This is a genomic window from Psychrobacter sp. P2G3 (assembly GCF_001593285.1).
GTDB lineage: Bacteria > Pseudomonadota > Gammaproteobacteria > Pseudomonadales > Moraxellaceae > Psychrobacter.
Map to the genome: position 1 here is coordinate 3,001,388 of NZ_CP012529.1, position 24,917 is coordinate 3,026,304.

The following is a 24,917-nucleotide window of genomic DNA, read 5'->3' on the forward strand; positions in this document are numbered from 1 at the left end:
TCTAGAAGTTATTACTCGTAAAAAAGCGCTTAAACACTAGCAATGTTTAAGCGCTTTTTTTATCAATAGAATAATAGAAAGGTTCTTATATTTAATAAAATTAAATTAACATTTATCTTAAATATAAAAACACTTTACGTTTTTATATACTTTACATATTTATATTTGATACAATAATGTTACTGGCAACTCACAGATTGATTACTTATTCAATCGTTTCCACGAAATTTAAGTTTATTATTGTCATCATGCAGATTAAGTTATCACGAAAATACGGATTTACATATTATTTTTTATAATAAGGATATTCCAATGAAAATAATTTTACGAACCAACTTAAGGGTCAAGCCTTCCCTTTCCATCCTCATGGCTGCTATCCTTACTATTGGTACTGCGAGCATGACAGCTTGTAGTGAAACTGATACCAAAGCTGTTGACCGTGTCGAAGAAGCTGAAGCCTTAGCACGAGTAAAATCACTTGAAGCACGTGCAGCAGAAATTAGAGAGGACATGATCGCAAAGCCAAGTGCCAAACTAACCATTAGCATGCCAGATGAGTCTACTATTCCAAATGATGAATTTGGCGCAGCGGTACGCCGTGGCCTACAAATTGCCAATCATACTTATAAAGAATTGCCAGATAACGTGGGCAACCAGCTTAACTGTACCAGCTGTCACTTGGGCAACGGTTCAGAAGCCTACGCTGCACCTTGGAACGGTATGCCAGGTATTTATCCTATTTATCGCACACGTGCTGGTCGTGTCAATACCATTCAAGAGAGGATCAATGGTTGTTTTGAGCGCTCAATGAATGGCAAGGCGCTTGATTTAGGTTCAGATGATATGAACGCAATGGTGTCTTATATGAGCTGGTTGTCGCAAGACTTACCTTACGGCGTCTCACCTGAAGGCCGTGGCTTTGTTAAGGTAGATAAAACCTTAGAGCCAAACAGTGATAATGGCAAAAAACTATTTGCTGAAAAATGTAGCGTTTGTCATGGAGAGAATGGAGAAGGTCAGTATAACGATGATGGCACCTATGTTTATCCAGCTGTTGCCGGAGACAAGTCCTTTAACGATGGCGCAGGTATGGCACGAACTTATACCGCTGCATCCTTTATCAAAGGTAAAATGCCATTTGGGCAAGGCAACTCGCTAAGTGATCAAGAAGCGGTCGATATTGCTGGCTACTTTACTCATTTACCACGCCCTGTAAAAGCTAATAAAGATAAAGATTGGCCAAACGGTGATGCCCCCAAGGATGTTCGTCGTTAAAAAGGCGCTTAAGATATAGCCAAAATTTCCCGTATAAAAAGCCCAGTTAATTTAGATAGCTGGGCTTTTCTATTTTAGAAATCATTAAAGATATTCAAACTTATAAAGCTTAAGGCAGCTTCATATCACCAGCAACTAACCAGCCCATACGGCGCATCACATAAGCGACTGTTCCAGCAATCACAGCTGGTAATATAAACATTAATAAAATAATCGCTGTCCATAACTCCGTTGTGCTCATAATACCTTGCGACGCTTCAATAACGCCAAACACGCCAACCAGTCCCGCAGTTCCCATACCAGCGCCTGTAGCCGTACAGGCTAGTCCAAAGCCTACCGTCGCGATAGGACCGACGATGGCGCTAGCGATAACTGCTGGTAATAGTATTAGCGGCTTTCTTAATACATTAGGAATTTGTAGCATACTCGTGCCGAGACCTTGAGATACTACACCACTCACACCGTTATCTTTGAAACTGGCAACGGCAAAGCCAATCATATGTGCTGCGCAGCCAACGACAGCTGCCCCACCAGCCAAACCACCAAGCCCAATGGCAATACAAATCGCCGCGCTTGAAGTTGGCAGTGTCAATAAAATACCAACCACCACTGCAATGACAATACCCATTAATAATGGTTGTAGCTCAGTGGCCGCTTGGATACCTTGTCCAATGGCATCGACAGCAGCGACGATAGGTGGATTGAGTAGCGCACAGACCAATAGAGCAACACCACATACTAATAACGGCACCAACAAAATATCGAGCTTAGTCTTACCCGCGACCCAAGTACCAGCACGATAAGCAAATACTGATGCCAAATACGCCCCTATCGGATTACCAGGTAAAGCCACAAAGGTTGCAGGTCCGCCCACTTGCGACGTGAAAAGCGTCCCTGCCATTAGTGCTTCAGAATGTGCCCCAAGCATGCCTGCTACCAAGCAACTGAGCATGACTAACGTTGGTGCTTTAAGGTAATAAGCAATACCCACTCCGATACCAGCGCCCATCAAAATCGAACCCAGCTTGCCGACAGCGACCAATGCGGGCAAGTCTAACCAGCCACCGATTTGTGAGATGATAAGACCAGCAATCAGGGTGACAAACAGACCTAGAGCCATACCTGTAAAGGCATCGATAAAATACTTTTGAAAAAATGTTTTAATCATGCCAGTAGATGCTGTTGCGGAGTTAGATACAGTCATAGCTATACTCTTCGTGGATGTTTGATAAGCAAGGTACAATAAAACAGCTGAGTAAAAATAAGAGATAAAAAAAACGTCATTACGACGCTTTTTTTATCATGAACAGATGACTAAAACTATTATAGATAGTTAAAACTAACGACGCTGCTCAACGATAATAGAGTCGATCCCATTATTTTGTAAGCGCTGCTGTGCAGTGGTCACTGCTTGACGGCTATTCATCGGGCGCGAAATGACTTGATAAATTGGCAGACCATTACCCGTCGTATTTTTCACAACTCTAGCGTCTACACCAGCCATCAGTACTTGCGCACGGCGGCGATCGGCTTCATCCGCATCACCGAAGCTATTGATTTGCAAAATATAAGTGGCAGCAGGTTTAGCTTGTTGGATGCTTGCAGTACCCGCACCTGTGTTATTTGCTCGGTTTGCCGTATTTCCAGCAGGCGCTGACCCATCATAGGTTGCATCTTCTTCGACAATAACAATATCATCGCCACTATTGTTAGTTGCCGCACTATTACCACGATTAGGCTCAATAACGGTGCTTTCAGAGATACCGAAGTTACCTGTATCATCATTGCGACTGGTAGAGTTATTTTCAGGCTGAGTGACAACCACATCTGGCTCAAAAGCACCCATATCACCTACTTGACCATCACCTGTCTCACCAATATCTTCATCAGGAATAGTGGCCATTTCTTGATTGGGCAAAATATCATAGAACTCATAATCGCTATTATCAGTATCGGTCTCAACACGTTGTTGTACCTGACGATCAGGGTCTGTCCCAGCAGTGCTATCAGCAGGACTAAAGTTAAATAATGGTGAGAGGTATAAAAATACCCCGATCATAAGGGTTAATATGGCCCCGACAAACATCCATAATAAGCCTGATACGCTACTTGATTTGCGCTTTTCAGTCGCACCTTTAGGTTTTTTGGCTAGCATGGATCTCTTTCTCCCTACTGAATCTATCTATCATAATCAAATTATTGCTATCAGTCGCCTGTATCTGTACTACATGCTAGACGGTGCAGACAACCCTAATAAACTAAGCCCGTTGGCCAATACTTGACGTACGGCTTTAGACAAACGTAGACGCGCTTGCATCAAATCAACTTCTTCCTGACTTGGCGTCTCACCTGAGGTCAAGCTTACAGGCAAAATACGATTGGTGTCATACCAACCATGAAATAACGCGGCTAAATCTTTTAGATAATTGGTCAATACATGCGGCTCGTAACCTGTCGCGGCTCGTAGTAATGTCGCCGGATAACCTGCTAGTAGTTTAATCAGCTCATCTTCATTAGGGGCAGTGAGCAAGTTTTGATGCTCAAGACCAATCGCATCGTTCACAACAAGACCGCTTTTTTGCAGCTTCTCTAACACGCGGCAAACACGCGCATGTGCGTACTGGATATAATAAACTTGATTATCTTTGCTTTGTGATTTGGCAAGCTCTAAATCAAAATCAACATGTACCTCTGGTTTGCGTGCCACATAATAGAAACGCGCCGCATCATTACCCACTTCGTGACGCAGCTCACGTAAGGTGACAAACTTGCCCGAACGTGACGACATTTGCACTTTTTCACTACCGCGCCATAATGCCACAAACTGTACCAATACCACATCAAGACGTTCAGCATCGATACCAAGCGCTAATAGTGCCGCTTTTACCCGTGGTACATAACCATGATGGTCTGCGCCCCAGACGTTAATGACTTTATCAAAACCGCGATCAAACTTGTTTTTATGATAAGCAATATCAGAAGCAAAATAGGTCGTCTGACCGTTAGCACGGCGTACAACACGATCTTTTTCGTCACCGAAATCAGTCGATTTGAACCAAATATTACCGTCTTTTTCGTATAGATAGCCTTTTTTATCTAACACTTGCAGGGCAGGTTCAATCTCGCTATCAATAGATCTTTCACTGAACCAGCATTCATAGCGTACGCCAAAGTCGTTTAAGTCGTCTTTGATATCGGCTAAAATACTACTTAATGCCGCATTTAAAAACAGCTCATAGCTATCGCCAAGCAAGGCTTTGCTGTTGAAAATAAGCCCATCGATGTGCGCTTCTTTATCGCCTGACAGCAATGTCTTTTCGCCATCAGCGTTTATCTCAAACTGAGCATCTTCTGGCACATCTTCAGCAATTTCTGCAAAGCTATGTACATAGCTATTACCATGTTGCATTTTTAATGTCTGGGCAATATCACTGACATAGTCACCTTGATAACCATTGACTGGGAATACTATTTGCTCACCATTGGTCTCTAGATAACGTAAATAAGTACTGGTCGCCAAGATATCCATTTGACGACCGGCATCGTTGACATAATACTCACGCGTAACGTCATAACCGATTGCTTCAAGCAGGTTTGCCACGCTCATACCGAATGCGGCACCGCGTCCGTGACCAACATGTAGGCTAGACGTTGGATTGGCAGAAACGAACTCAACTTGTACTTTTTGTCCTTCAAACTGATCGCTTAAACCAAAACGCTCCTGCAACTTAAAAATATCGTCCAATACGGCAAATTTAGCTTCGGCATTTAAGAATACATTAATGAACCCCGGGCCTGCGATTTCTACTTGGCGAATATTTTGGTTTTCAGGTAACGCGCTGACAATCTTTTCAGCAAGCTGACGTGGGTTGGTCTTAGCTGCTTTGGCGGCCGTGAGCGCGATATTACTAGCAAAATCACCATGACTAAGGTCTTTAGTACGAGTAATTTGGCTATTATTCTGCCAATCAGCTGGTAGCTCACCATCAGCTTGTAGGGTGCGAATAGCATCATTAAATAGGGATGCTAGCGTATCAATTTGGGCTTGTGACATAGGGATTTGAACTCAATTAAATAAACAACAAAAAAACAGTATGAAATGTAGTGAATGCGCGCAGTCGATAACTGCTTATTATAATATAGTTGATTCAATTTAAAAGAGGGTCAAGGCAACCGAGTGCAGATGTATAAGTAATACTTCAAGCGAGGTTAATGCTGTAACTCTTTTATAGTGGATTGACTATAGCGACTGACTTTGTAGGGGAGAAATTAGTATAAAAAGATAAGTAACCTGTAAATATAACAATCTTTACGCTTTATTGCACTATTTGAACCAAAATTAGCGCTAAAATCCTACTGTTATGATAGCTGGCACTAATAATTAATATAGATAACAGACTTGTCAGCCTTTTAATTTAATTTAGGCCAAATCAATACGGTATGAATAGGATGGTATTGCTAATTGGTGATGATAAACTTGCCATGCTAATTGTAGCGTTCCTGTTGCCTCACTAATAGCGACAGTTTATACCAACTCACTTCCGCGTTATAATGACGGTTTGTATTGTACTCCTCTATTTACTGCTCGTTTTTTTTATTTATCATTGCTTATTTTATAAGTGGTGACACGCTTTCTTTGTTAGGGCGATTGCTATAAAAAGAAGCTATAGAATAATAGATATAAATAGAGGACACGTTACTACTTTATAGGATTATGCCATGTTTGCTATTGCTGCTAGTACCGTTACCAGTTGGGGACTGTACGTATTGCTACCCATATTTATTGCGTTTCTATTCTTTATTGTTTGGGATATTTCTAAAAAATCCGAAGCCGGTCGTGCTGGTACTTTTTGGATATTTTTAGCTTTGGGAGCAGGTTTTGTGGGCTTCTTGCTCAAGCTGCTATTAGAAGTCGCCTTTAGAAAGTGGCTGATCTAAGCCTTTATCGTTGACGAATGCATAATACGCTCTAATACATAATAGGCAATCATACCGATAAGCACACCCCAAAATACCGAGCTCAACCCTAGAAACTGCATACCAGATGCAGTGGCTAAAAAAGTAATCAAGGCCGACTCTCTTTGACTGTCATTTTTCATCGCAATATGAATATTAGCTGAAATAGCGCTAATTAGTGCAAGTCCTGCCAGCGCTGCAATCAACTCTTTAGGTAGCAGGCTAAATACCGCCACAATACTACCAGCGAACAAGCCTCCTAAGATATAAAAGATACCGTTGGCGATACCAGCAATATAGCGCCTGTCTTTACATTCATGTGCATCTTTTCCGGTACATAGAGCGGCAGTAATAGCGCCCAACGCAATGGTAATGCCACCGACGCAAGCGACTGCGATAGAAGCAACGCTAAAAACACTTACAATAGGTTTCGCTGGCGTGTCATAGCCACTCAATCTTAGGATAGCCATACCGGGTAAAAACTGTCCGCTTAAGCTGACAAGAATAAGCGGAAGCGCAAGGTTAAATACCGAGCGCCACGTCCATTCTGGCGATATGAATTTAGGTATGGTTATTGTCAAGTTAATATCGACAGGATTCATTTTGCCAAATAAAACACTCAATATAACGCCGCATGACAACACCCAAATCATGGTATATCGTGGTGAGAAACGCTTGGCCAACAAATAGCATGCCAGCATACTAAAGACAATGACTGGCATCGTATCTGTTGCAACAAACAAATCCAAGCCGAACTGAAATAAAATGCCCGCCATCATACCGGCAGCAATGCCGTTTGGAATCCATTTTAAGATTTTGTCAAAGGATCCAGTGATACCGACTAAAAAGATAACAATGGCGGAGATAATGTAAGCAGCGACCGCTTCATTGATGCTCATCTCTGGAAATAAAGTAACCAATAACGCCGTACCGGGCGCTGACCAACCAGCCACAATAGGTGTTTTATATTTGATGGATAAATAAATACCAGGTATGGCAGCACCGATAGAGATACCCCAAATCCAAGAAGCCATCATCGCATCGGATACTTGCGCTGCTTGCGCCGCCTGAAAAAATATCACCAACGGCCCTGCATAAGCGATAAGCACGGCTAAAAAACCTGCTACCGATGCTGATAACGACCAGTCATTTTTCAAAGTTTTTATTAAACTTGCCATATTGCGTCCTTGCAACTCAGCAGTAATCAGTCAGGGCGGTTATAGAAAAAGATATTGTATTGAGTATTAACGATCTGTCAGCAGCGACTTCTAATCAAATTTATTTCTTGGCAATGATGGTCGCACGCATCGGTGCAGGATAGCCTTCAACGGTCTTTGTAGAATCATTGGGATCCAAAAAATCTGCTAACGAGTGATAAGTCATCCATTCAGTTTTGCGCTGCTCCTCAGTCGAGGTCACTGCCACATCTACGCAACGCACGTCAGTGAACCCTGCTTTTTCCAACCAGCCGATTAAGGCCGCAACTGACGGTAAAAAAAATACATTATTCATCTGTGCATAACGGTCATGCGGCACCAGTACGGTATTGGCATCGCCTTCAATGACTAAGGTCTCAAGCACCAACTCACCGCCTTTTACCAGTTGCCCTTTGAGCTGTTGCAAATGCTCAAACGGTGACTGACGATGATAAAGCACACCCATACTAAATACGGTATCAAATAGCTGACTGTGCTCAGGCAAAGCTTCAAGCGGTACAGGAATATAATGGGTACGGTAGCGGCCTGTCTCATGAGCATCTGCCGTACCAACAAAATGACGAATCGCCATAAACTGATGGTAAAACAAGCAAGACGGATCAATGATAATAACCGTATCCGCGCCTGCCCCTGCCATACGCCAACCATGATAACCAGAGCCGCCACCCACATCGAGTACACGCCGACCTTTTAATGTGCCCAAATGCGGTGCGACTCGCTGCCATTTCCAATCACTATGCCATTCGGTATCGATCTTAATACCTGACTCATCATCGCCAAACTTACCACCAATTTGAAACGGCCCTTTACGCCACGGCATTAGCTGCTTGAGCAGTGCTGTCGTTTGTTTGCGCTGAGACTCATTAAGACTTGCCTCAATCGTTAACGTATCGCTGTTGAGATCGACAGTATTAACGGTTAGTTCTGGCAAACGCGCCACCGACGCTTGGTAAGCAGGCGCATGCGCATAGTTGGCTTTGTCTTTTATATCACCTAGCCATTTCGGCAATTGCGCCAGCCACTCATAAGCGCTTGGCTGCTGCTGCGCTAATGCGAGCAAGGTTAAATACAGTTCACGTTCGGCGTGGAGAATAGTGTCGTTAAGCATAAAAGCGGATTACCATGTTGATCGAAGGATATTATAAAAGACTATATTGCCAAGAATAGTTTTTATTTAAACGCCACAATAGAGACAAAGTTTAAGAACTGAAACCACGTAAGATGACGCTCAAAACCAACCTGTGTTAAACGCGCATGATGCTCGTCTAAGGTATCGGTAATAAGGACGTTTTCTAGCGCATTACGCTTGCCGCTGATTTCCATTTCGGTATAGCCATTGGCGCGTTTAAAATCATAATAACGCTCAACCAACCACGCATCGTATTGTTCATCAAAAGCATGGGTCTTTTCAGTCAGCACCAATATGCCGCCCTCGCTCAAGGCGTTATAGATATTCTCTAATACCGCCACCCTATCAGCAGCTGGTAAAAACTGTAAGGTTAAGTTTAAGATGACCATATCACATGGTTCAAGCTTGACATCACGAATGTCAGCAGTGATGACTTCAATGTCGTGCTCAGGATAATTATCACTCAGTAAAGTAGTCGCTTCAGTCGTCATCGCTGGTGAGATATCAATCGCTTTAATCTGCAGATCTTGCGGCTCAAACTCGCCTGCCAACGTCATGCTTGCTGCACCAAGTGAGCAGCCCAAATCATAAATACGACTGACACGCTGACCGCTATCATCTTGTTGACGATATTTACAATGACGACGGGCAAATATGGGCAGCATCGCCAGCACTTGTCCATAACCAGGCACACTGCGGCGAATCATATCAGGGAAACAAGCCACCACTTGCTCATCGAAAGAAAAGCGCGCTGCCTTATCGAGTGGCGTGGTGAATAGGGTGTCGTGTTTGATAGCAGGCTTGGCTTGGCTCATGGTGCGACTCGTTTTTGATTTTTGGTTTCCATAATGGAACTTTGGTTGGGAAGTGTTCAGAAGATTCGATTGATACCATTAGCCCAGAGCAGACCAAGGTAGCAAAAGCCCATTATAACATTACTGTTTGTTACTTATCGCGTTTGGCTCGCCTGCTAAGCTGATTAGCAAGCGCTGAGGCTAAAAAATTATTGTAAGCAATAAGTTATCAAAGGTAATCTATCATTGAAAAATGAAAGTATTACAACCAAATAAAGACCTTAGCTCACCTTTATAACAACAGATATAATAATAGGAAAAATTATGCAAACCATTATATTAGGCGGTGGCTGTTTTTGGTGCACCGAATCAGTATTTTTATCAGTAAAAGGCGTACAATCTGTCGTGTCAGGCTACATGGGCGGCGATGCGGTATCTGCCAACTATGAAGCGGTCTGCGGTGGCGATACCGGACACGTTGAAGTTATCAAAGTTGAGTTTGATGAATCTATCGTACCGTTAGAAGTAATACTCGATGTGTTTTTTGCCACCCATGATCCCACTACAATGGATCGTCAAGGCAATGACGTTGGTAGCCAGTACCGCAGCGTGGTGTTCTATACCGACGAGGACCAAAAACCAACCGTTGACCGTACCATTAACAAACTGCGTGATATGGGCGTCAATGTGGTCACAGAAGTACATCCTGCTGTTGAATTCTATCAAGCAGAAGAAACGCATCAAGACTTCTTCAACAGAAACCCAGGACAGGCCTATTGCAACTTTGCAATACCGCCAAAACTTGCCAAATTACGTAAAGAATTTAGTAAATACATGGTGAGCTAAACGACATTTTGAATAAGAAGTTATTCATTCATAACAAATTTCTAGCAAGTATTTAATTAAGGCCAAACGCTTATTATATAAGTGTTTGGCTTTTTAATACCTTTAGCATTATCACTTAAAAGGTTATTATAAAAATAACTAATAATATAAACCTTAATGAATAAAGGCGAACGTATGAACCCTGAATTTTGGCAAACACGCTGGCAGGATAAACGAATCGGTTTTAATCAGTCTGAGGTTAACCCGTTATTAACAAAGCACTTTAACCATTTAAACTTGCCTGCTGGTAGCCGCATCTTTGTGCCTTTATGTGGTAAGTCGATTGATATGGTTTGGCTAGCAGCACAGGGCTATGATGTAATTGGCGTTGAATTGGTTGAGACAGCCGTACAAGAATTTTTTGCTGAGCAAAATATCTCCCCCACGGTACATCAGCATGCGGATAATCCAGCTGTTAAATATTATCAGGGTCAGCTTGCAGAACAAACCATCACGCTATGGGTCGCTGATATTTTTGCGTTGACAGCTGCGGATATCGGTGACGTTGATGCGGTATATGACAAAGCCGCATTAATTGCTCTGCCGGTCGATATGCGTGCGCAATATAGTGAGCAAATACGAGAGCTAAGTAGTAATACTTCACAGATTTTGCTAACGTTAAATTATGATCAAAGTAAAAAGGATGGACCGCCATTTTCAATTAGTAGCGCACAATTGCAGCAGTATTACGGTAGCCATTATCAAATCATTGAGCTTGAAAGCATCGTTACAAGTATAAATTCAGCGCCAGAACTGGCAGTAACAGAGCATATTTGGCTGTTGAATAATGAACAAGATTAATTAGCGCCATGACTAAGCAATAATCAAATAATGGTTAAGCAGTGATTCAATCATAACGGAGAAATCTAATGAAAATTCTAGTTAGTCTCGTAAGCTTAATCGCCTTTTTGCTGGTCGCATTACCAGGTCCGCTTTATAAATTTGGTATTCTTGACTTAGGTACTGCATTTACAGGGTTCAAATTTGGCGTGTTTGCTGGTATCGCGGCACTTGTACTACTAGGCATACAAGTATTATTTAAGCGTGACACAGTCAGGCTTAGTAGCGCATTGACAGCAGTGATACTCTCTGCGATTGCTATCATTATTCCGCTTAGCATGATGAATACTGCTCAAAGTGTACCGCCTATCCATGATATTTCGACAGATTTAATTAACCCACCTGAATTTGTGGCTATTGCCCCACTACGCGCTGACGCACCAAATCCTGCCGCATACGATGGCATTGAGACTGCAGAGCAACAACGTGATGCCTATCCTGAACTGCAAACACTAACCTATACGCAACCAAAGTCTGAACTAATGGAAGCTACCGAAAAAGCCGTTGATAATTTGGGCTGGGAGCTCGTAAATAATGATGCGAGCGTAGGTATCATTGAGGCCACAGATACTACAACATGGTTTGGTTTCAAAGACGACGTTGTCATACGTGTGACTGACAAAGGTAGCGAACGTCTGGTCGATATTCGCAGTAAATCACGGGTTGGCGGTAGCGATTTGGGCAAAAATGCTGAGCGCATTCGTACCTTTATTGAAGAGTTGAATGTAGTTTTGGGAAAGTAGTTGGTTTTAAATATGAATAGCATTTTATTGACTCCAAACTATGTTTGGGGTTGATGTTAAAAACTATAACTATGTTCTATCCAAAACCTTTTCCTAATCTGACACCTACATCAATCTATAGTAATTATTTATAGCCTTAGTACTTCGATACCTTTTCTTTATCGCTAATATTGGTTACTCTAAAGCACTATTGTCATACTATATTTTTGAGCACTTTACTTAGTCTGTCACACTTTACGTTTATAGGATATTTTCATGCGTTTGACTACACTGTCTACTTTATCTTTATTGGCTACTGCTATCGGCCTCAGTTTAGCCAGCACGGCTCAAGCTGCCCGACCAGAAGCACCAAATTTATCCAATGCTGAATTTCAGCAATGTCTAGATGGCTTAAAAAACTCGAGTAAATTCCGCGGTGTTAATAGCTCTACCTTTGATAATTATCGTCCTACTCAGCCTGACCCTAGCGTCATTCAGTCGTTAAACTATCAACCAGAGTTTCAAAAGGACGTCTGGGATTATCTATCAGTATTAGTAGATAAAGAGCGCGTAGAAGATGGTATCCGTGCCAAGCGCCAATGGGCAGATACTTTGCGCAGTATTGAATCACGTTATGGTGTGAAAGCAGAACACGTACTGGGCGTATGGGGTGTAGAGTCGAACTTTGGACAGACACTAGGTAAAAAGCCATTGTTCGAATCGTTGGCTACCTTGTCTTGTTTTGATCGTCGTCAGAGCTACTTTCAAGGTGAATATGCCAACGCGCTCAAAATCGTACAAAATGGTGATATCGCACCAAGTGATATGACTGGCTCGTGGGCAGGTGCTTTTGGGCAGACGCAGTTTATGCCAAGCACGTTTTTAGAGTTGGCCGTCGATTTTGATGGTGACGGTCGTCGCGACTTAGTCAATAACGTGCCCGATGCGCTAGCATCTACCGCGAACTTCTTAGATAAACGCGGCTACCGCACCGGTGAGCCTTGGGGCTACGAAGTCAAATTGCCTAACGGATTTTGGGCAGCATCCAATCGTAAAGATAAAAAATCGATGAGCCACTGGCGCAATCAAGGTTTAACGCTTGCTAATGGCAACTCGTTACCTTCTGATCTTAGCAGTGCTGGTTTGTTACTTCCTGCTGGTATTGAGGGTCCTGCATTTTTAGTCGGTAAAAACTTCGATACTTTTTATTCGTATAATGCTTCAGAAAACTACGCGCTTGCCATTGCCCATCTATCTGATTTGATTGCTAGCGAAAACAGCAGTAAAACTGACTTTATAACGGCATGGCCAACGGATGACCCAGGTATCAGCCGCCAGCAAGCTAAAGATATCCAACAAGCCTTATTAAATGCTGGTTATGATATTGGCGGTGTCGACGGCATCATTGGGGATAATACTCGTACCGCTATACAGCAGTATCAATCTAGCCGTGGTATTTTCCCAGCTGATGGACGTGCAGGGCAAAAGTTCCATCGCCAAATCATGCAAGGTCATGTTCAACCAGGAAGCTCTCGACCTTCTATGCCAGCACCCGCTGATCGTATGGGTCAGCTGATTCAACAGCAGACGACGATTACCCCAAGTAATCCTTCATATGCATCACCGAGCCAGCCTGCAACCTCAAGTAATGTCCGCTATCGTCGTGTAGTCGGTATTGATGGCGTAACGCGCTTAGTCAGAGTCGATGAAGGCTCATAATTGCAAATAGTAGATTAATATTATTTTCGTTTAATTATTCAGTTTAGTCACAAAAAAGCCACGCTAATGATAGCGTGGCTTTTTTATATTTTTTGGTTGCTAGGAGACTTGTGCAAAGATACCTACCTAATAATGTTGATACTTAAGCAACGTTTAAACGATAGGTGGTGGATTCGGTTTGCCGTTGTCGCCATCCCAGTTGTCGCGAGCTTTTTCATCTAAGTCAGCTGGCGTTTTTGGCTCCCACTTACCATTTTCTTTCCAAGTTGCATCGCCCCAATCATTATCTTCCTCTTTTCTATCCAAGTCCTTATAGGCTTGACTAGGATCAATGCCGCGACGTTTCATGTCTGCCACTTGCTCTTCTAATGTACGAAACTGATCGGCATCATGCATAGCTTTTTCTAGGCCATCAATTTCATGATTTAGCTCATCATGTTTAGAGTTAGTCATTACGCTCTCCTTTAATAGTTTAAAATATTTGGTTCAATATGCAAAATTCCACAAAATCATTTTTTATAGATATATTATAAAAACGCTTTTTTATAAGTTTGCTTTATTTATAAAGGTTATTCGCGTCGATCAATCTGTTTGCTAACAGATTAACCTTATCTACTACCCTATTATCGCCAGTGTATAATAGATTAACAACCGCTGACACGTATGCTTTGTATTACAAAACGTAGTCTGTCATTATCTATCATAGACAACAATAGCGCTTACTGATTTTGTCGGCTAAATACTATGAAAGGTAAACATCAATAATGCATTTATATGAATAATTTAACGTACAGAGTAGATTAGTAGATTTACTTACTGTTGGTTCTCTTCAAATAGCTTTTTGGCATAGAAAGTTAGCTTCCATAATTCTTGCGACGTTCTTGCACCTGAAGCTGTCAATTGAATCCAATTCGCAGCAATTAATAGGTTCTGTAATTTGTTTAAGTCATCTTGAGCAATTTGACAGCGCGAGACTGCATGAACATTGGGCATCTTTTTTTTGATATCTTTATCTGCCTTAACAGCGATTAAGCGATTTAGACAGCCTTGTAAACCGTGGCTGGAAAAAGCCCCAGGCATTCGTACCAGCGCATGTAACACTTGTTCCCAAGTCAGACTCGTTGTCATTCTAATATCGCTTAAGTTACCACCCTCATAAGCTTGAGCACTGTACTTCATATCGAATTTTTCTAATAGATTAATTGATTGCGTTACGTTATCCGTCACATCATCGCTTTCAGTTGGCGGGCTAATGAGATTGTCGGTAGGATTATAGGATTTACGAATTACGTCAGTAGGAGTACCCGTTTCTAGCGTAGAGCCTTGCTGAGTTAAATTACTCTGTATGAGAGGCTCTTTAATATCATCTGCTTTTACCCAGCTTGGTCTCAGATTCCATTTAGCAGCTACATTGTTATAAGCGGTCTTGAGAAGCTCATCGATATTAGTATTGTCATCATAATAATAGACATCTTCTACTTGTTGCTCGACCAGACGGGTAAAATCATGCAGTTGACGACCCGTGTCAATATCGTGACTTTGAGATTTAATAAAAATGAGCATGGGTTTGAGCTTCGCTTTAGCACTCAAATAGCTCAGATGCATTTGGCTGACCCCTAAATTCTGTGTCGTGCCATAGCTGTCACCTACAATAACGACCGTATGATCGCAAGAGTCAATACATTGCCGCCCATATAAAGAGGCTTGCGGCAGTCTAGGCGAAATATCATAAGTTAAAAACGCGCGCGATTGAAAAAACACTGCCAAACCGTCTAATATTAACGGCTGCTCATGGGCTACGCATATTATATGAACGTGATAGCGACGACTTTGCAATATAACCTCTACAACGACAATGATAGTAATGACAGTCAAAAGCGCCTAAACAACTTATTTTTACAAACTTTAACCTAGCACAATCTTAGCAAAATACAGGCAGTTTGTGAGTGCTTTATGTCAATTATTCTAATAGTGAATTATTCTGATAATGATAGTATGGTGAACTGCTATAAATTAATGTACGAAGACTCAGCCTAACAATCAAAGCATATACTGGATTTGTGTTTGCACCCCTAAAAGACGCGTTATCAGCCTATCCAGCTTATCATCATGTTTAGTTGCATAAAAAATCAGTGGCGGTCTTTCGTTATTATGAGTCGTTACTGAAACCTTGGCTTGAGCTAATAGGTTTTTTTCAGCAAGCAAAGACTGTACACGTGCGGCGATGGCCTGTCCTGAGTCTACCACTTGTATGGCTAATTGCTGCGCTTTAATCTCATTAATCAAAAACTCTTTAAAAAAAGGATAATGAGTACACCCTAACACTAGGTAATCGACCCCAACATGCGCAAAACATTGTACTTGTTGTCGTAAACGTTGCGCGACCTCAGATGTCTCTGGCATTCCAGACTCTACCCACGGCACCAGCTGCGGATCAAAGTATTTGGTTACTTGAGTACCATTGGGCATCGCAATATTAGTAATAACTTGATTGAGCAATGTTCCATCTAAAGTAGCTTTGGTAGCCAGTACTGCCACATGACCACTATTGCTAGCTATTACAGCAGGCTTGAGTGCTGGTACTAAACCAACAATAGGAAGGTTTGGATAATGGCGACGTGCCGCTTCTAGCCCATGAGCAGAAGCACTGTTACAAGCAATAACGATGAGTTTACAGCCTCTTTGGTATAGCCATTCTACTGCTACTAGTGTCAGTTTTTCAATATCTTGGCTATCACGATTGCCATACGGTACGTGCAGAGTATCAGCATAATAAATATAACGTTCAGCAGGCAGCTGCTGTGCTAAATGCAGATAAACAGAAAGACCACCTATCCCTGAGTCAAATAGACCAATCGGTGCCGAGCTAGTTTTACTGTTAGCTATATTCGCTGACCTGCCTTTGCTAACCAAAAGACTGTCATCAACAAAGGGTTTATTGATAAATGCTCTATCATTAGCAGAGAGTCCATACGTTATTGAAGGCGAGACGGAATCGGCAGTACTCATAGGATAGTACTGCCATTATGGTATATTTTATAATTGAGATATTGCCTAGTAGGCTGGATATATTGGTTCACAGTGTATTGCCATGCAATTTAGTAAAGGAGGACTATAAAACATACCTATTTTAAAACATGCTAGCGTTTAGCACACAGTTTTGTACATTAATTCATGCTACAAAAAGTGAAGAATTAGCTATCAGGCATTAATAGTTGATAAGACTTGCCACCACTTTCTAAAGTGAGTATCACTTCATCGTTCTGCTCTGTCAACTTACCAATTTCTGTTAAGTGATAAAACGTATTACGACCGATGAGGGCCGTTAAGTCGTTACGAACAAGCATATAAGGACGCACTTGCTCTTTTGCAATATCTTCTTGAGCTACGGTTGGCTTATAAGAGCGCAGTTCAATAGGGTGCTCGTTATCTAGACGTACCACATCACCAGTCGTGGTTGTAAACTCTAACCAGCTTACTCCATTCTCAGTGACAATGCCCACATCATTAATCAATAGCGGTACATCTTCAACTTGAATGCGCAGCTTTTGCACTGGAGTTTTTAAAAAATACTCACAAGTACCATTACTCTCTTCTTTCCACAGAATAGTCGCAAATAGACTCACCAATGACTGACGGGTCACCAAGCCACCTTCGTGCCACCATTCGCCATTGGCCTTAATGACCAAATCCATATCAGCAACCTGCTCTGGATGCCACTCATCAAGAGGTGGTATAGAACGTCCTTGACGCGTACCGGCTGAAGACTTTAAGTAGTTACTAAGGGAATCTAAATTGCTCAAATCTTGGGTGGTTCCACTATTATTTACGTTGTCAGCTATAGAACTACTTGCTAAATTGCCAGTTTCAACACCATCATTTATATTACTACTCATAGCGTTATTTCCTAATATTAGTCAGAGTTTGGCAACGACAGCATTACTATTAATTTTAGTTTCGGGTATGATAAAACGATTAGACTTTGTATGCTCATCGTATTAGTCTTACCTTAACACCGATATCTATAAATGCGTATCGTGTTTGTAGGACTTTTCTTTTATAATGAGTAACGATTTTTTATTAAAATGATGATAGGTATGTCGTTTTAATCATCCCTTACTATGTTGTTCATTAATATGATCTCAATGACGATATTGTCGATTAATGCCGCAAAGACAGTTTTTATCGGGCAGCCACATGTCTGAGAGGTAACCGTGTCGCAAGCCATATTATTTAATTGCGCCCCCAATGATACCCATAGACAAGCCACTATAGAGTTTAGGAGTAGGTATGCAAGAGCAAGATAAACAAACGCCAGTCGTTGATGCTGATATCGTCAATACTGACACGCCAGCAACTGTAGACACGACCGAACCAGATACATCGAATTCAGATATGACAAAACCAGAGTCCACAGAAGCGACTCAAGAAGTTGTTGAAAATACTCTCGCTGAAGAGATTCCAGCCGAAACTGTTGTAGCTGAAGAAGCGGTTGAAGAAGAAGCCGTCGAACACAACCCAGTTGACAAAGCACCTGCTGAAACAGCCCCTGAGCCTGCTCCAGTAGAGCCTGAAATTGAGCGCGAATCAATGGAATTTGACGTAATTGTCGTAGGTGGCGGACCTTCTGGTCTATCAGCGGCTATTCGTTTAAAGCAGTTGGCTATCGAAGCGGGCAACGACGAGTTTATGGTATGTGTCGTCGAAAAAGGCTCTGAGTTTGGGGCGCATATTTTATCTGGTGCTGTTATTGAGCCACGCGCCTTGGATGAGTTAATACCTGACTGGAAAGCCAAAGGCGCGCCTTTAAATGTGCCAGCGATTGAAGATCGTGTCTATATGCTTGGTTCTGCGACCAAAAGTACCAAACTTATGGATTCAATCATCCCAGCTAGTATGCACAATGAAGGCAACTATATCGTCTCGCTAGCTAATGTCGTACGCTGGCTCGCTGAGCAGGCCGAGGAGCTAGAAGTCATGATGTTCCCAGGCTTCCCTGCTTCTGACATCTTATATAATGATGATGGCTCAGTAAAAGGCATATTGACGGGCGATATGGGCGTTGCAGCTGATGGTGAAGCCAAGTCTAGTTTTGAGCCTGGCTATGAGTTACTGGCCAAATATACTATTTTTGCTGAAGGCTGCCGTGGTCACCTTGGTAAGCGCTTAATCAGCCGATTTGGTCTTGATAAAGATTCTGACCCACAGCACTATGGTATTGGTCTAAAAGAGCTATGGGAAGTGACGCCAGATAAGCATGAGCAAGGTGTGGTCATGCATGGCTCAGGTTGGCCATTAACTGATACTGGTTCTACTGGCGGCTGGTGGTTGTACTTTGATGAAAACAACCAAGTCAGCTTTGGTATGGTCATCGATCTGTCCTACTCCAACCCATATATGTCACCGTTTGATGAAATGCAGCGCCTCAAACTGCATCCGCTCATTCGCAACGTTTTAGAAGGTGGTAAGCGTATCTCTTATGGGGCACGCGCTTTAACCAAAGGTGGCCTTAACTCTTTACCGAAATTCACTTTCCCAGGTGGTGTACTTGTCGGTGATGATGCTGGCTTCTTGAATCCTGCGAAGATTAAAGGTACACATACCTCTATGAAGTCAGGCATGCTCGCTGCTGAAGCTATTTTCGAAGCATTAAAGGCCGACCGTCAGCATGATGATGTAGTCGCCTACAGCACTATGTATAGAGAGTCATGGCTGTATCAAGATAACTATGAAGCACGTAACTTTGCTCCTGCCATGCACCGTATGGGTCAATGGATGGGTGGGGCCTTTAACTTTATCGACCAAAATATTCTACGTGGCAAGATGCCATTGACTATTCATGATAACTTAAAGGATTACGATCAGCTAGAGCGTGCGGCCCATGCCTATCAGCCAGTTTATCCTAAGCCTGATGGTAAGCTGGTGTTTGATAAATTATCGTCAGTATTTATCTCTAACACTAACCATGCAGAGAACCAGCCAACGCATTTAAAGTTAACGGATCCTACTGTACCTGTTTCTATTAATCTACCTTTGTATGCTGAGCCAGCGCGTTTATACTGTCCAGCTGGTGTCTATGAAGTGGTAAAAGATGCTGAAGGCGCTAAGTTTGTCATCAATGCGCAAAACTGTGTACATTGCAAAACTTGCGATATCAAAGATCCTTCACAAAACATCACATGGGTAACGCCAGAAGGCGGCGGCGGTCCTAACTATCCAAACATGTAAACCATCATTGATATAGATATAGCTTAATAAAAAACCGCTCTTAATAATAAGGGCGGTTTTTTTAATGCTCATACATTCATTTGATAACTTAATGACAAAGGCTAATCGGTCCAAGCATCGCGATTAGCTTCGTCTTTTAACTTCACAAAGTCATCAGGATTGAATTTGATCTGATCACCCGTTTTGCCTTCTTTGACTTGACGCTCATAGTCGCGCAATATTCTTAGTGCCACAGGTGACAAAATTAGAATAGCTATTAAGTTGGTCAAGGCCATAAGACCCATTGATAAGTCAGCGAAGTTCCATATCGCTGGTAGGCTAGCAATTGCACCAACGAACACCATACCTAAGACCATGAAGCGGAATATCATAATCATCACTTTGGCATTTTTGGCGCCAGAGATGAATTCAAGATTTGACTCGCCGTAGCTATAATTGGCGATAATTGACGTAAATGAGAAAAAGAAAATAGCAATCGCGACGAATATAACACCCAAATCACCAACATACTGAGATAGTGCCAACTGAGTCAGCTGGATACCTTCTTGCTCAACATTAGGATCGACCACGCCAGATAGGATAATGATTGACGCAGTTGCAGTACAAATTATTAACGTGTCCATAAAGACACCCAACATTTGCATAAACCCTTGTACTGCTGGATGGTCAGGATGGCTTTTCGCAGTCGCCGCAGCGTTAGGTGCTGAACCCATACCTGCTTCGTTAGAGAACAAACCACGCTTGATACCGTTAATCATAGCCTGAGCAATACCATAACCAATCACCCCACCTGCTGCTTGCTCAAAACCAAATGCTGACTTCACAATCAAGGCAATCGCTGCTGGGAATTGGCTAAAGTTAGTAACGATAATAAATAGTGCTAATAAGATATACAAGATAGCCATTACTGGTACGATTTTACCCGCGATACGCGCAACCGAACGTAAGCCACCGAATACTACTGGTGCTACCAATACTACCAATACGATACCCGTCATCCACGTTGGAATACCGAAAGCTTCATTAGTTGCCTGTGCGATGGTGTTTGACTGCACACCATTAAAAGCTAAACCGAAGGCGACTAGCAAACATAACGAGAAAAATATCGCCAGCCAGCGCTTACCTAAGCCTTTCTCAATATAATAAGCGGGTCCACCGCGATAAACATTGTCATTATGTGGTACTTTATATGCTTGCGCTAGGGTTGACTCGATGAAGCTGGTCGACATCCCGACGATCGCAGTCATCCACATCCAAAACACAGCCCCTGGCCCACCAAGATAGATAGCAATCGCTACCCCTGCCAAGTTACCAGTACCAACACGCGCTGCAAGAGACGTCATTAAGGCCTCAAAGGAGCTGATACCACCATCTTTGCGTCCTTGGTTAGAGACACGTAACAACTTCCACATGTGTCCAAAGTGTCGAAACTGAATAAAGCGTGTGGCAATAGTAAAATAAAGACCAGCACCAATTAGTACGAACATTAACAGCCCATACCAAGGGTTATTAACAATCAACCAATCATTGTTACCCCAAATTATACTAACACCATAATTTACGATGCTATTAAACAGACCTGCTATCCCTTCACCCATTTTTTCACCTTCATTTCATATATTAGTGATGCTTTGAATCACATCGTAAACTTGTATTTTCTACCTACTGATTCTGTACTTATTATTTCCACACCAAAATCTATAGAGCAACTACATGAACAACCAGTAATACGAAGGTTATTTTCGATCACTTTTCAAAGCGTCTCATATCCTTACATACACAATAACTGCACATAGCACTTCTGTATTTGTATTTTAACTTACTATGATGGTTTTAGCTCTTTTACTCTGTTCAGCCAAAAGATGATGGATCTAAACTAGAATAAGATTTCTTAGCTATTCAATGAATTTCTTTAGATTGTCAGTGTTTAAAGGCCTACTATCAATCTGTATTATATTTTTCAATTTTTTATTTATAATATAAATGGCATATAATGAATATAATCATTAATATATTTATGGAATTTTAAGACTTTTAACCTAAAACGATAGATTGACAATCACTATCAGCGTTATTTTTGGTGTAGATTGAGTTAAATTTCTGTTAAATAAACATTTAGTTACAATAAGTAATTTAAATTTACTTATTGTTAATTACACAAATTTTGTATATATTCCTAATAAGTTTATGACTATCCAGTTTAGTACTAGGTCAACGTCTATGTTTGTTTGACTGGTATAGCCAATATAATACCCTTATTTATTTAAGATAATTCGTATATACATATCCACTTATTGTAATAAACATTAACTGCACATACAAAATTTAATTGGCTCAAATGATTAGATTTAATAATTAAACTTAACAATAAAAACAATATTTATCTTAGGGCAATAAACCCCTATAGAACTTAGTTTGAATTCTTATCTTTAGATATTTTAGACTTAGATTGAAAGATTTCTTACAAATAACGTCGTCAGGAAGACGAAATAAAGAAAACAGCGGAACGTTATACCACATATACCTTCCTCTATGAATACAACCAACTTATTTATAATGTTACTCAGTATCTACAATATTAAATTTAGTACCTTACAATCTATTTTCAGTGGTATCGAGCCAGTTGCTATTATTTCTTACAAGTCTTTAGTCTTATAAAAGATAGTGTAAAACTTGCTCATGTTGTTAGTAACTTTTGATTATTGATACTAGTTGATCATTCTGTTTTAGTTGTTTATGCCGTATGGCTTTATAATTACGATATAAACAATACTGCCTTAGATGGTATACGCTAAACCAAAGTGACTTGTTAGGCTCCAATCAATAATCTTGTATTTATGTCAGGCAAAAGGAGTTGTCCTATGGAGAACCACAACGATCCATCCGGTTATTGGCGCGCCAATATTCGTCTTATCTTAGGTAGCCTATTTATTTGGGCACTATGTTCTTATGGTTTTGCTATTCTTTTACGTCCTCTCTTAGCAGGTATCAAAATTGGTGGTACTGATTTAGGCTTTTGGTTCGCTCAACAGGGGTCTATTGGGGTATTTATCATCTTAATTTTCTTTTACGCTTGGCGTATGAATAAGTTAGATAAACAATATGGCGTAGACGAGGAATAGAGCATGAGTCAATTTACGATTAATATTATTTTTGTAGGTCTATCCTTCGCTTTATACTTCGGTATTGCTATCTGGGCGCGCGCAGGTTCAACTAGTGAATTTTATGTTGCTGGCGGTGGCGTACATCCGGTCGTTAACGGTATGGCAACAGCTGCTGACTGGATGAGTGCTGCGTCATTCATTTCAATGGCAGGTCTTATTGCTGCTAGTGGTTATGGCGCTTCTACCTATTTGATGGGTTGGACAGGTGGTTACGTTCTATTGGCCATGCTCTTAGCACCTTATCTACGTAAGTTCGGTAAATTTACCGTCCCTGACTTCATCGGTGACCGCTTTTATTCGAAGACTGCTGCCATGATTGCAGTCGTTTGCTTGATTGTCGCATCAACCACTTACGTTATTGGTCAGATGACTGGTGCTGGCGTTGCTTTCTCACGCTTCTTAGAAGTTGAAAACACAACTGGTCTGATCATTGCGGCAATCGTTGTATTCTTCTATGCCGTATTAGGTGGTATGAAAGGGATTACATACACGCAGGTTGCGCAATATGTGGTTCTAATGATTGCTTATACCATCCCTGCGGTGTTTATCTCACTTGAATTGACGGGTAACCCGATTCCAGGCCTTGGTTTGTTCTCAAACCATGTCGAATCAGGCATCCCTATTTTGACTAAGCTTAACCAAGTCGTTACCGACTTAGGATTTGCCTCTTATACGGCTGATGTTCCTAACAAATTGAATATGGTACTGTTTACTTTATCTCTAATGATAGGTACAGCAGGTCTACCACACGTTATCATTCGCTTTTTCACTGTACCTAAAGTGGCTGATGCACGTTGGACAGCAGGTTGGACACTAGTATTCATCTCGTTATTGTACTTTACTGCTCCAGCAGTAGGTGCTATGGCACGTCTAAATTTGATCGATACAGTTTATCCACAAGGTGTGGCTGAAGCGCCTTTAGAATATGATCAACGTCCAGATTGGATGAGAACGTGGGAAGATACGGGTCTCATTAAATACAACGATCTGAACAATGACGGTCGTATCCAGCTATATAGCGATAGTGGACTTGGTGCAGCTCAACTAGCATTGAACACTGCCGAAGCTGAGGGTGGCGATGTTGCAGCAGCAACTACAGCCGTTGCAGAAGCACAAGCAGCACATGATCTAGAAGTCGATGGTCGCTTTGCAAATGCAGGTTGGGCTGGTAACGAGCTTGATGTAAATGCTGATATCTTAGTACTCGCTAACCCAGAAATCGCGAATCTTCCACCATGGGTTATCGGTCTTATCGCTGCAGGTGGTCTAGCAGCAGCACTATCAACAGCAGCTGGACTACTACTTGCTATTTCATCAGCGATTAGTCATGACTTGATCAAACGTAACCTAAACCCAAATATCACTGATGCACAAGAGCTAAAATATGCTCGTATCACCATGGGTGTAGCGATCGTAGTAGCTACTTATCTGGGTATTAATCCACCAGGGTTTGCCGCACAGGTGGTGGCACTAGCCTTTGGTATTGCAGGCGCATCACTATTCCCTGTACTAATGATGGGTATTTTCTCTAAGCGTATTAACAATCTAGGCGCTATCGCTGGTATGTTGACAGGCTTAATTACTATCTTAGTGTATATCTTTGTCTTTAAAGGTTGGTTCTTCATTAGTGGTACTGCTAACTTCCCTGATACTGAAGAGTATTGGTTGTTTGGTATTTCACCATTATCATTTGGTGCGGTTGGCGCCTTACTTAACTTTATCGTAGCGTTCGCTGTATCTTACGCTACTGCGCCACCACCAGCCCATATCCAAGAGTTGGTTGAGAGCGTACGTTCTCCACGTGGCGCTGGCGGTGCTGTTGATCACTAATTGATTAATTAATAATCTTAGCTGCTAGACATATCGTTTATAGTTATATCTATCACTCACAGGCAGCAGCTGCTTGTGAGTGATTTTTTTATCTCATATTTATAATAAATAATTTTAGGTTTTTAATTTATTAAACGTGTTTAATTAAACGTGCCTAT

At 41.7% G+C, this 24,917-nt stretch carries 20 protein-coding genes; 9 read left to right on the forward strand and 11 right to left on the reverse strand.

Annotated elements, in window-relative coordinates; translation table 11 throughout:
* Window positions 1-312 precede the first annotated feature (312 nt).
* Complete coding sequence (locus AK823_RS12265; protein ID WP_068329567.1) at window positions 313-1,275, forward strand: c-type cytochrome; 963 nt, start codon at window positions 313-315, stop codon at window positions 1,273-1,275.
* 109 nt (window positions 1,276-1,384) lie between these two features.
* On the opposite strand, the gene AK823_RS12270 is transcribed toward AK823_RS12265, so the two are convergent.
* The 3 genes from AK823_RS12270 to argS all read right to left on the reverse strand — a co-directional run bounded on the left by AK823_RS12270 (window position 1,385) and on the right by argS (window position 5,329).
* Entirely contained in the window at window positions 1,385-2,479 is a 1,095-nt protein-coding gene (locus tag AK823_RS12270; protein WP_068329569.1) for a PTS sugar transporter subunit IIC, read from the reverse strand.
* Window positions 2,480-2,614: 135 nt separating this feature from the next.
* The gene (locus AK823_RS12275; protein WP_068329571.1) at window positions 2,615-3,430 is read right to left on the reverse strand and encodes an SPOR domain-containing protein; all 816 of its coding nucleotides are present in this window, start codon (window positions 3,428-3,430) and stop codon (window positions 2,615-2,617) included.
* Between the two features lie 69 nt (window positions 3,431-3,499).
* Window positions 3,500-5,329: an arginine--tRNA ligase gene (argS, locus tag AK823_RS12280; protein WP_068329573.1), complete on the reverse strand. Its 1,830-nt coding sequence runs from the start codon at window positions 5,327-5,329 to the stop codon at window positions 3,500-3,502.
* A gap of 665 nt (window positions 5,330-5,994) precedes the next feature.
* On the opposite strand from argS, the gene AK823_RS12285 reads away from it, so the two are divergent.
* A complete protein-coding gene (locus tag AK823_RS12285) occupies window positions 5,995-6,213 on the forward strand; it encodes a DUF2788 domain-containing protein (protein ID WP_068329574.1) in 219 nt (72 codons plus the stop codon).
* On the opposite strand, the gene benE is transcribed toward AK823_RS12285, so the two are convergent.
* From benE to cmoA, 3 genes are all read right to left on the reverse strand, one after another.
* Entirely contained in the window at window positions 6,210-7,409 is a 1,200-nt protein-coding gene (gene benE, locus AK823_RS12290; protein ID WP_068329576.1) for a benzoate/H(+) symporter BenE, read from the reverse strand. The two genes, AK823_RS12285 and benE, sit on opposite strands and share 4 nt — an antisense overlap.
* 100 nt (window positions 7,410-7,509) lie before the next feature.
* Window positions 7,510-8,556, reverse strand: a complete 1,047-nt coding sequence (gene cmoB, locus AK823_RS12295; RefSeq protein WP_068329579.1) for a tRNA 5-methoxyuridine(34)/uridine 5-oxyacetic acid(34) synthase CmoB — start codon at window positions 8,554-8,556, stop codon at window positions 7,510-7,512.
* 62 nt (window positions 8,557-8,618) lie between these two features.
* On the reverse strand, window positions 8,619-9,392 hold the full coding sequence (gene cmoA, locus AK823_RS12300; RefSeq protein WP_068329580.1) for a carboxy-S-adenosyl-L-methionine synthase CmoA: 774 nt from the start codon (window positions 9,390-9,392) through the stop codon (window positions 8,619-8,621).
* Window positions 9,393-9,695: 303 nt separating this feature from the next.
* Here cmoA and msrA point away from each other — a divergent pair, with 303 nt between their 5' ends.
* From msrA to AK823_RS12320, 4 genes are all read left to right on the forward strand, one after another.
* Entirely contained in the window at window positions 9,696-10,217 is a 522-nt protein-coding gene (msrA, locus tag AK823_RS12305; protein WP_068329582.1) for a peptide-methionine (S)-S-oxide reductase MsrA, read from the forward strand.
* Between the two features lie 174 nt (window positions 10,218-10,391).
* The gene (gene tmpT, locus AK823_RS12310; RefSeq protein WP_068330334.1) at window positions 10,392-11,057 is read left to right on the forward strand and encodes a thiopurine S-methyltransferase; all 666 of its coding nucleotides are present in this window, start codon (window positions 10,392-10,394) and stop codon (window positions 11,055-11,057) included.
* A 68-nt stretch (window positions 11,058-11,125) separates the two neighbouring features.
* A complete protein-coding gene (locus tag AK823_RS12315) occupies window positions 11,126-11,839 on the forward strand; it encodes a DUF1499 domain-containing protein (RefSeq protein ID WP_068329583.1) in 714 nt (237 codons plus the stop codon).
* A gap of 255 nt (window positions 11,840-12,094) precedes the next feature.
* The gene (locus tag AK823_RS12320; RefSeq protein ID WP_068329585.1) at window positions 12,095-13,537 is read left to right on the forward strand and encodes a lytic murein transglycosylase; all 1,443 of its coding nucleotides are present in this window, start codon (window positions 12,095-12,097) and stop codon (window positions 13,535-13,537) included.
* Between the two features lie 153 nt (window positions 13,538-13,690).
* Here AK823_RS12320 and AK823_RS12325 read toward each other — a convergent pair whose 3' ends face one another.
* The 4 genes from AK823_RS12325 to AK823_RS12340 form a co-directional block, all read right to left on the reverse strand.
* On the reverse strand, window positions 13,691-13,990 hold the full coding sequence (locus tag AK823_RS12325; protein ID WP_068038150.1) for a hypothetical protein: 300 nt from the start codon (window positions 13,988-13,990) through the stop codon (window positions 13,691-13,693).
* 360 nt (window positions 13,991-14,350) lie between these two features.
* A complete protein-coding gene (locus AK823_RS12330) occupies window positions 14,351-15,412 on the reverse strand; it encodes a DUF4062 domain-containing protein (RefSeq protein WP_228138868.1) in 1,062 nt (353 codons plus the stop codon).
* A 165-nt stretch (window positions 15,413-15,577) separates the two neighbouring features.
* On the reverse strand, window positions 15,578-16,546 hold the full coding sequence (murI, locus tag AK823_RS12335; RefSeq protein ID WP_082785725.1) for a glutamate racemase: 969 nt from the start codon (window positions 16,544-16,546) through the stop codon (window positions 15,578-15,580).
* A 185-nt stretch (window positions 16,547-16,731) separates the two neighbouring features.
* Entirely contained in the window at window positions 16,732-17,433 is a 702-nt protein-coding gene (locus AK823_RS12340; RefSeq protein WP_068329588.1) for a DUF1285 domain-containing protein, read from the reverse strand.
* 694 nt (window positions 17,434-18,127) lie between these two features.
* On the opposite strand from AK823_RS12340, the gene AK823_RS12345 reads away from it, so the two are divergent.
* Window positions 18,128-19,765 (forward strand): electron transfer flavoprotein-ubiquinone oxidoreductase, encoded by a 1,638-nt coding sequence (locus AK823_RS12345; RefSeq protein WP_068039508.1) that lies wholly within the window; start codon window positions 18,128-18,130, stop codon window positions 19,763-19,765.
* 101 nt (window positions 19,766-19,866) lie between these two features.
* Here AK823_RS12345 and AK823_RS12350 read toward each other — a convergent pair whose 3' ends face one another.
* On the reverse strand, window positions 19,867-21,363 hold the full coding sequence (locus AK823_RS12350; RefSeq protein WP_068038156.1) for an alanine/glycine:cation symporter family protein: 1,497 nt from the start codon (window positions 21,361-21,363) through the stop codon (window positions 19,867-19,869).
* A gap of 1,263 nt (window positions 21,364-22,626) precedes the next feature.
* Between AK823_RS12350 and AK823_RS12355 the strand changes: the two genes are divergently transcribed.
* Both AK823_RS12355 and AK823_RS12360 read left to right on the forward strand, forming a co-directional pair.
* The gene (locus AK823_RS12355; protein ID WP_068038159.1) at window positions 22,627-22,887 is read left to right on the forward strand and encodes a DUF4212 domain-containing protein; all 261 of its coding nucleotides are present in this window, start codon (window positions 22,627-22,629) and stop codon (window positions 22,885-22,887) included.
* A gap of 3 nt (window positions 22,888-22,890) precedes the next feature.
* Entirely contained in the window at window positions 22,891-24,759 is a 1,869-nt protein-coding gene (locus AK823_RS12360) for a sodium:solute symporter family protein (RefSeq protein WP_068038161.1), read from the forward strand.
* Window positions 24,760-24,917: the final 158 nt, after the last annotated feature.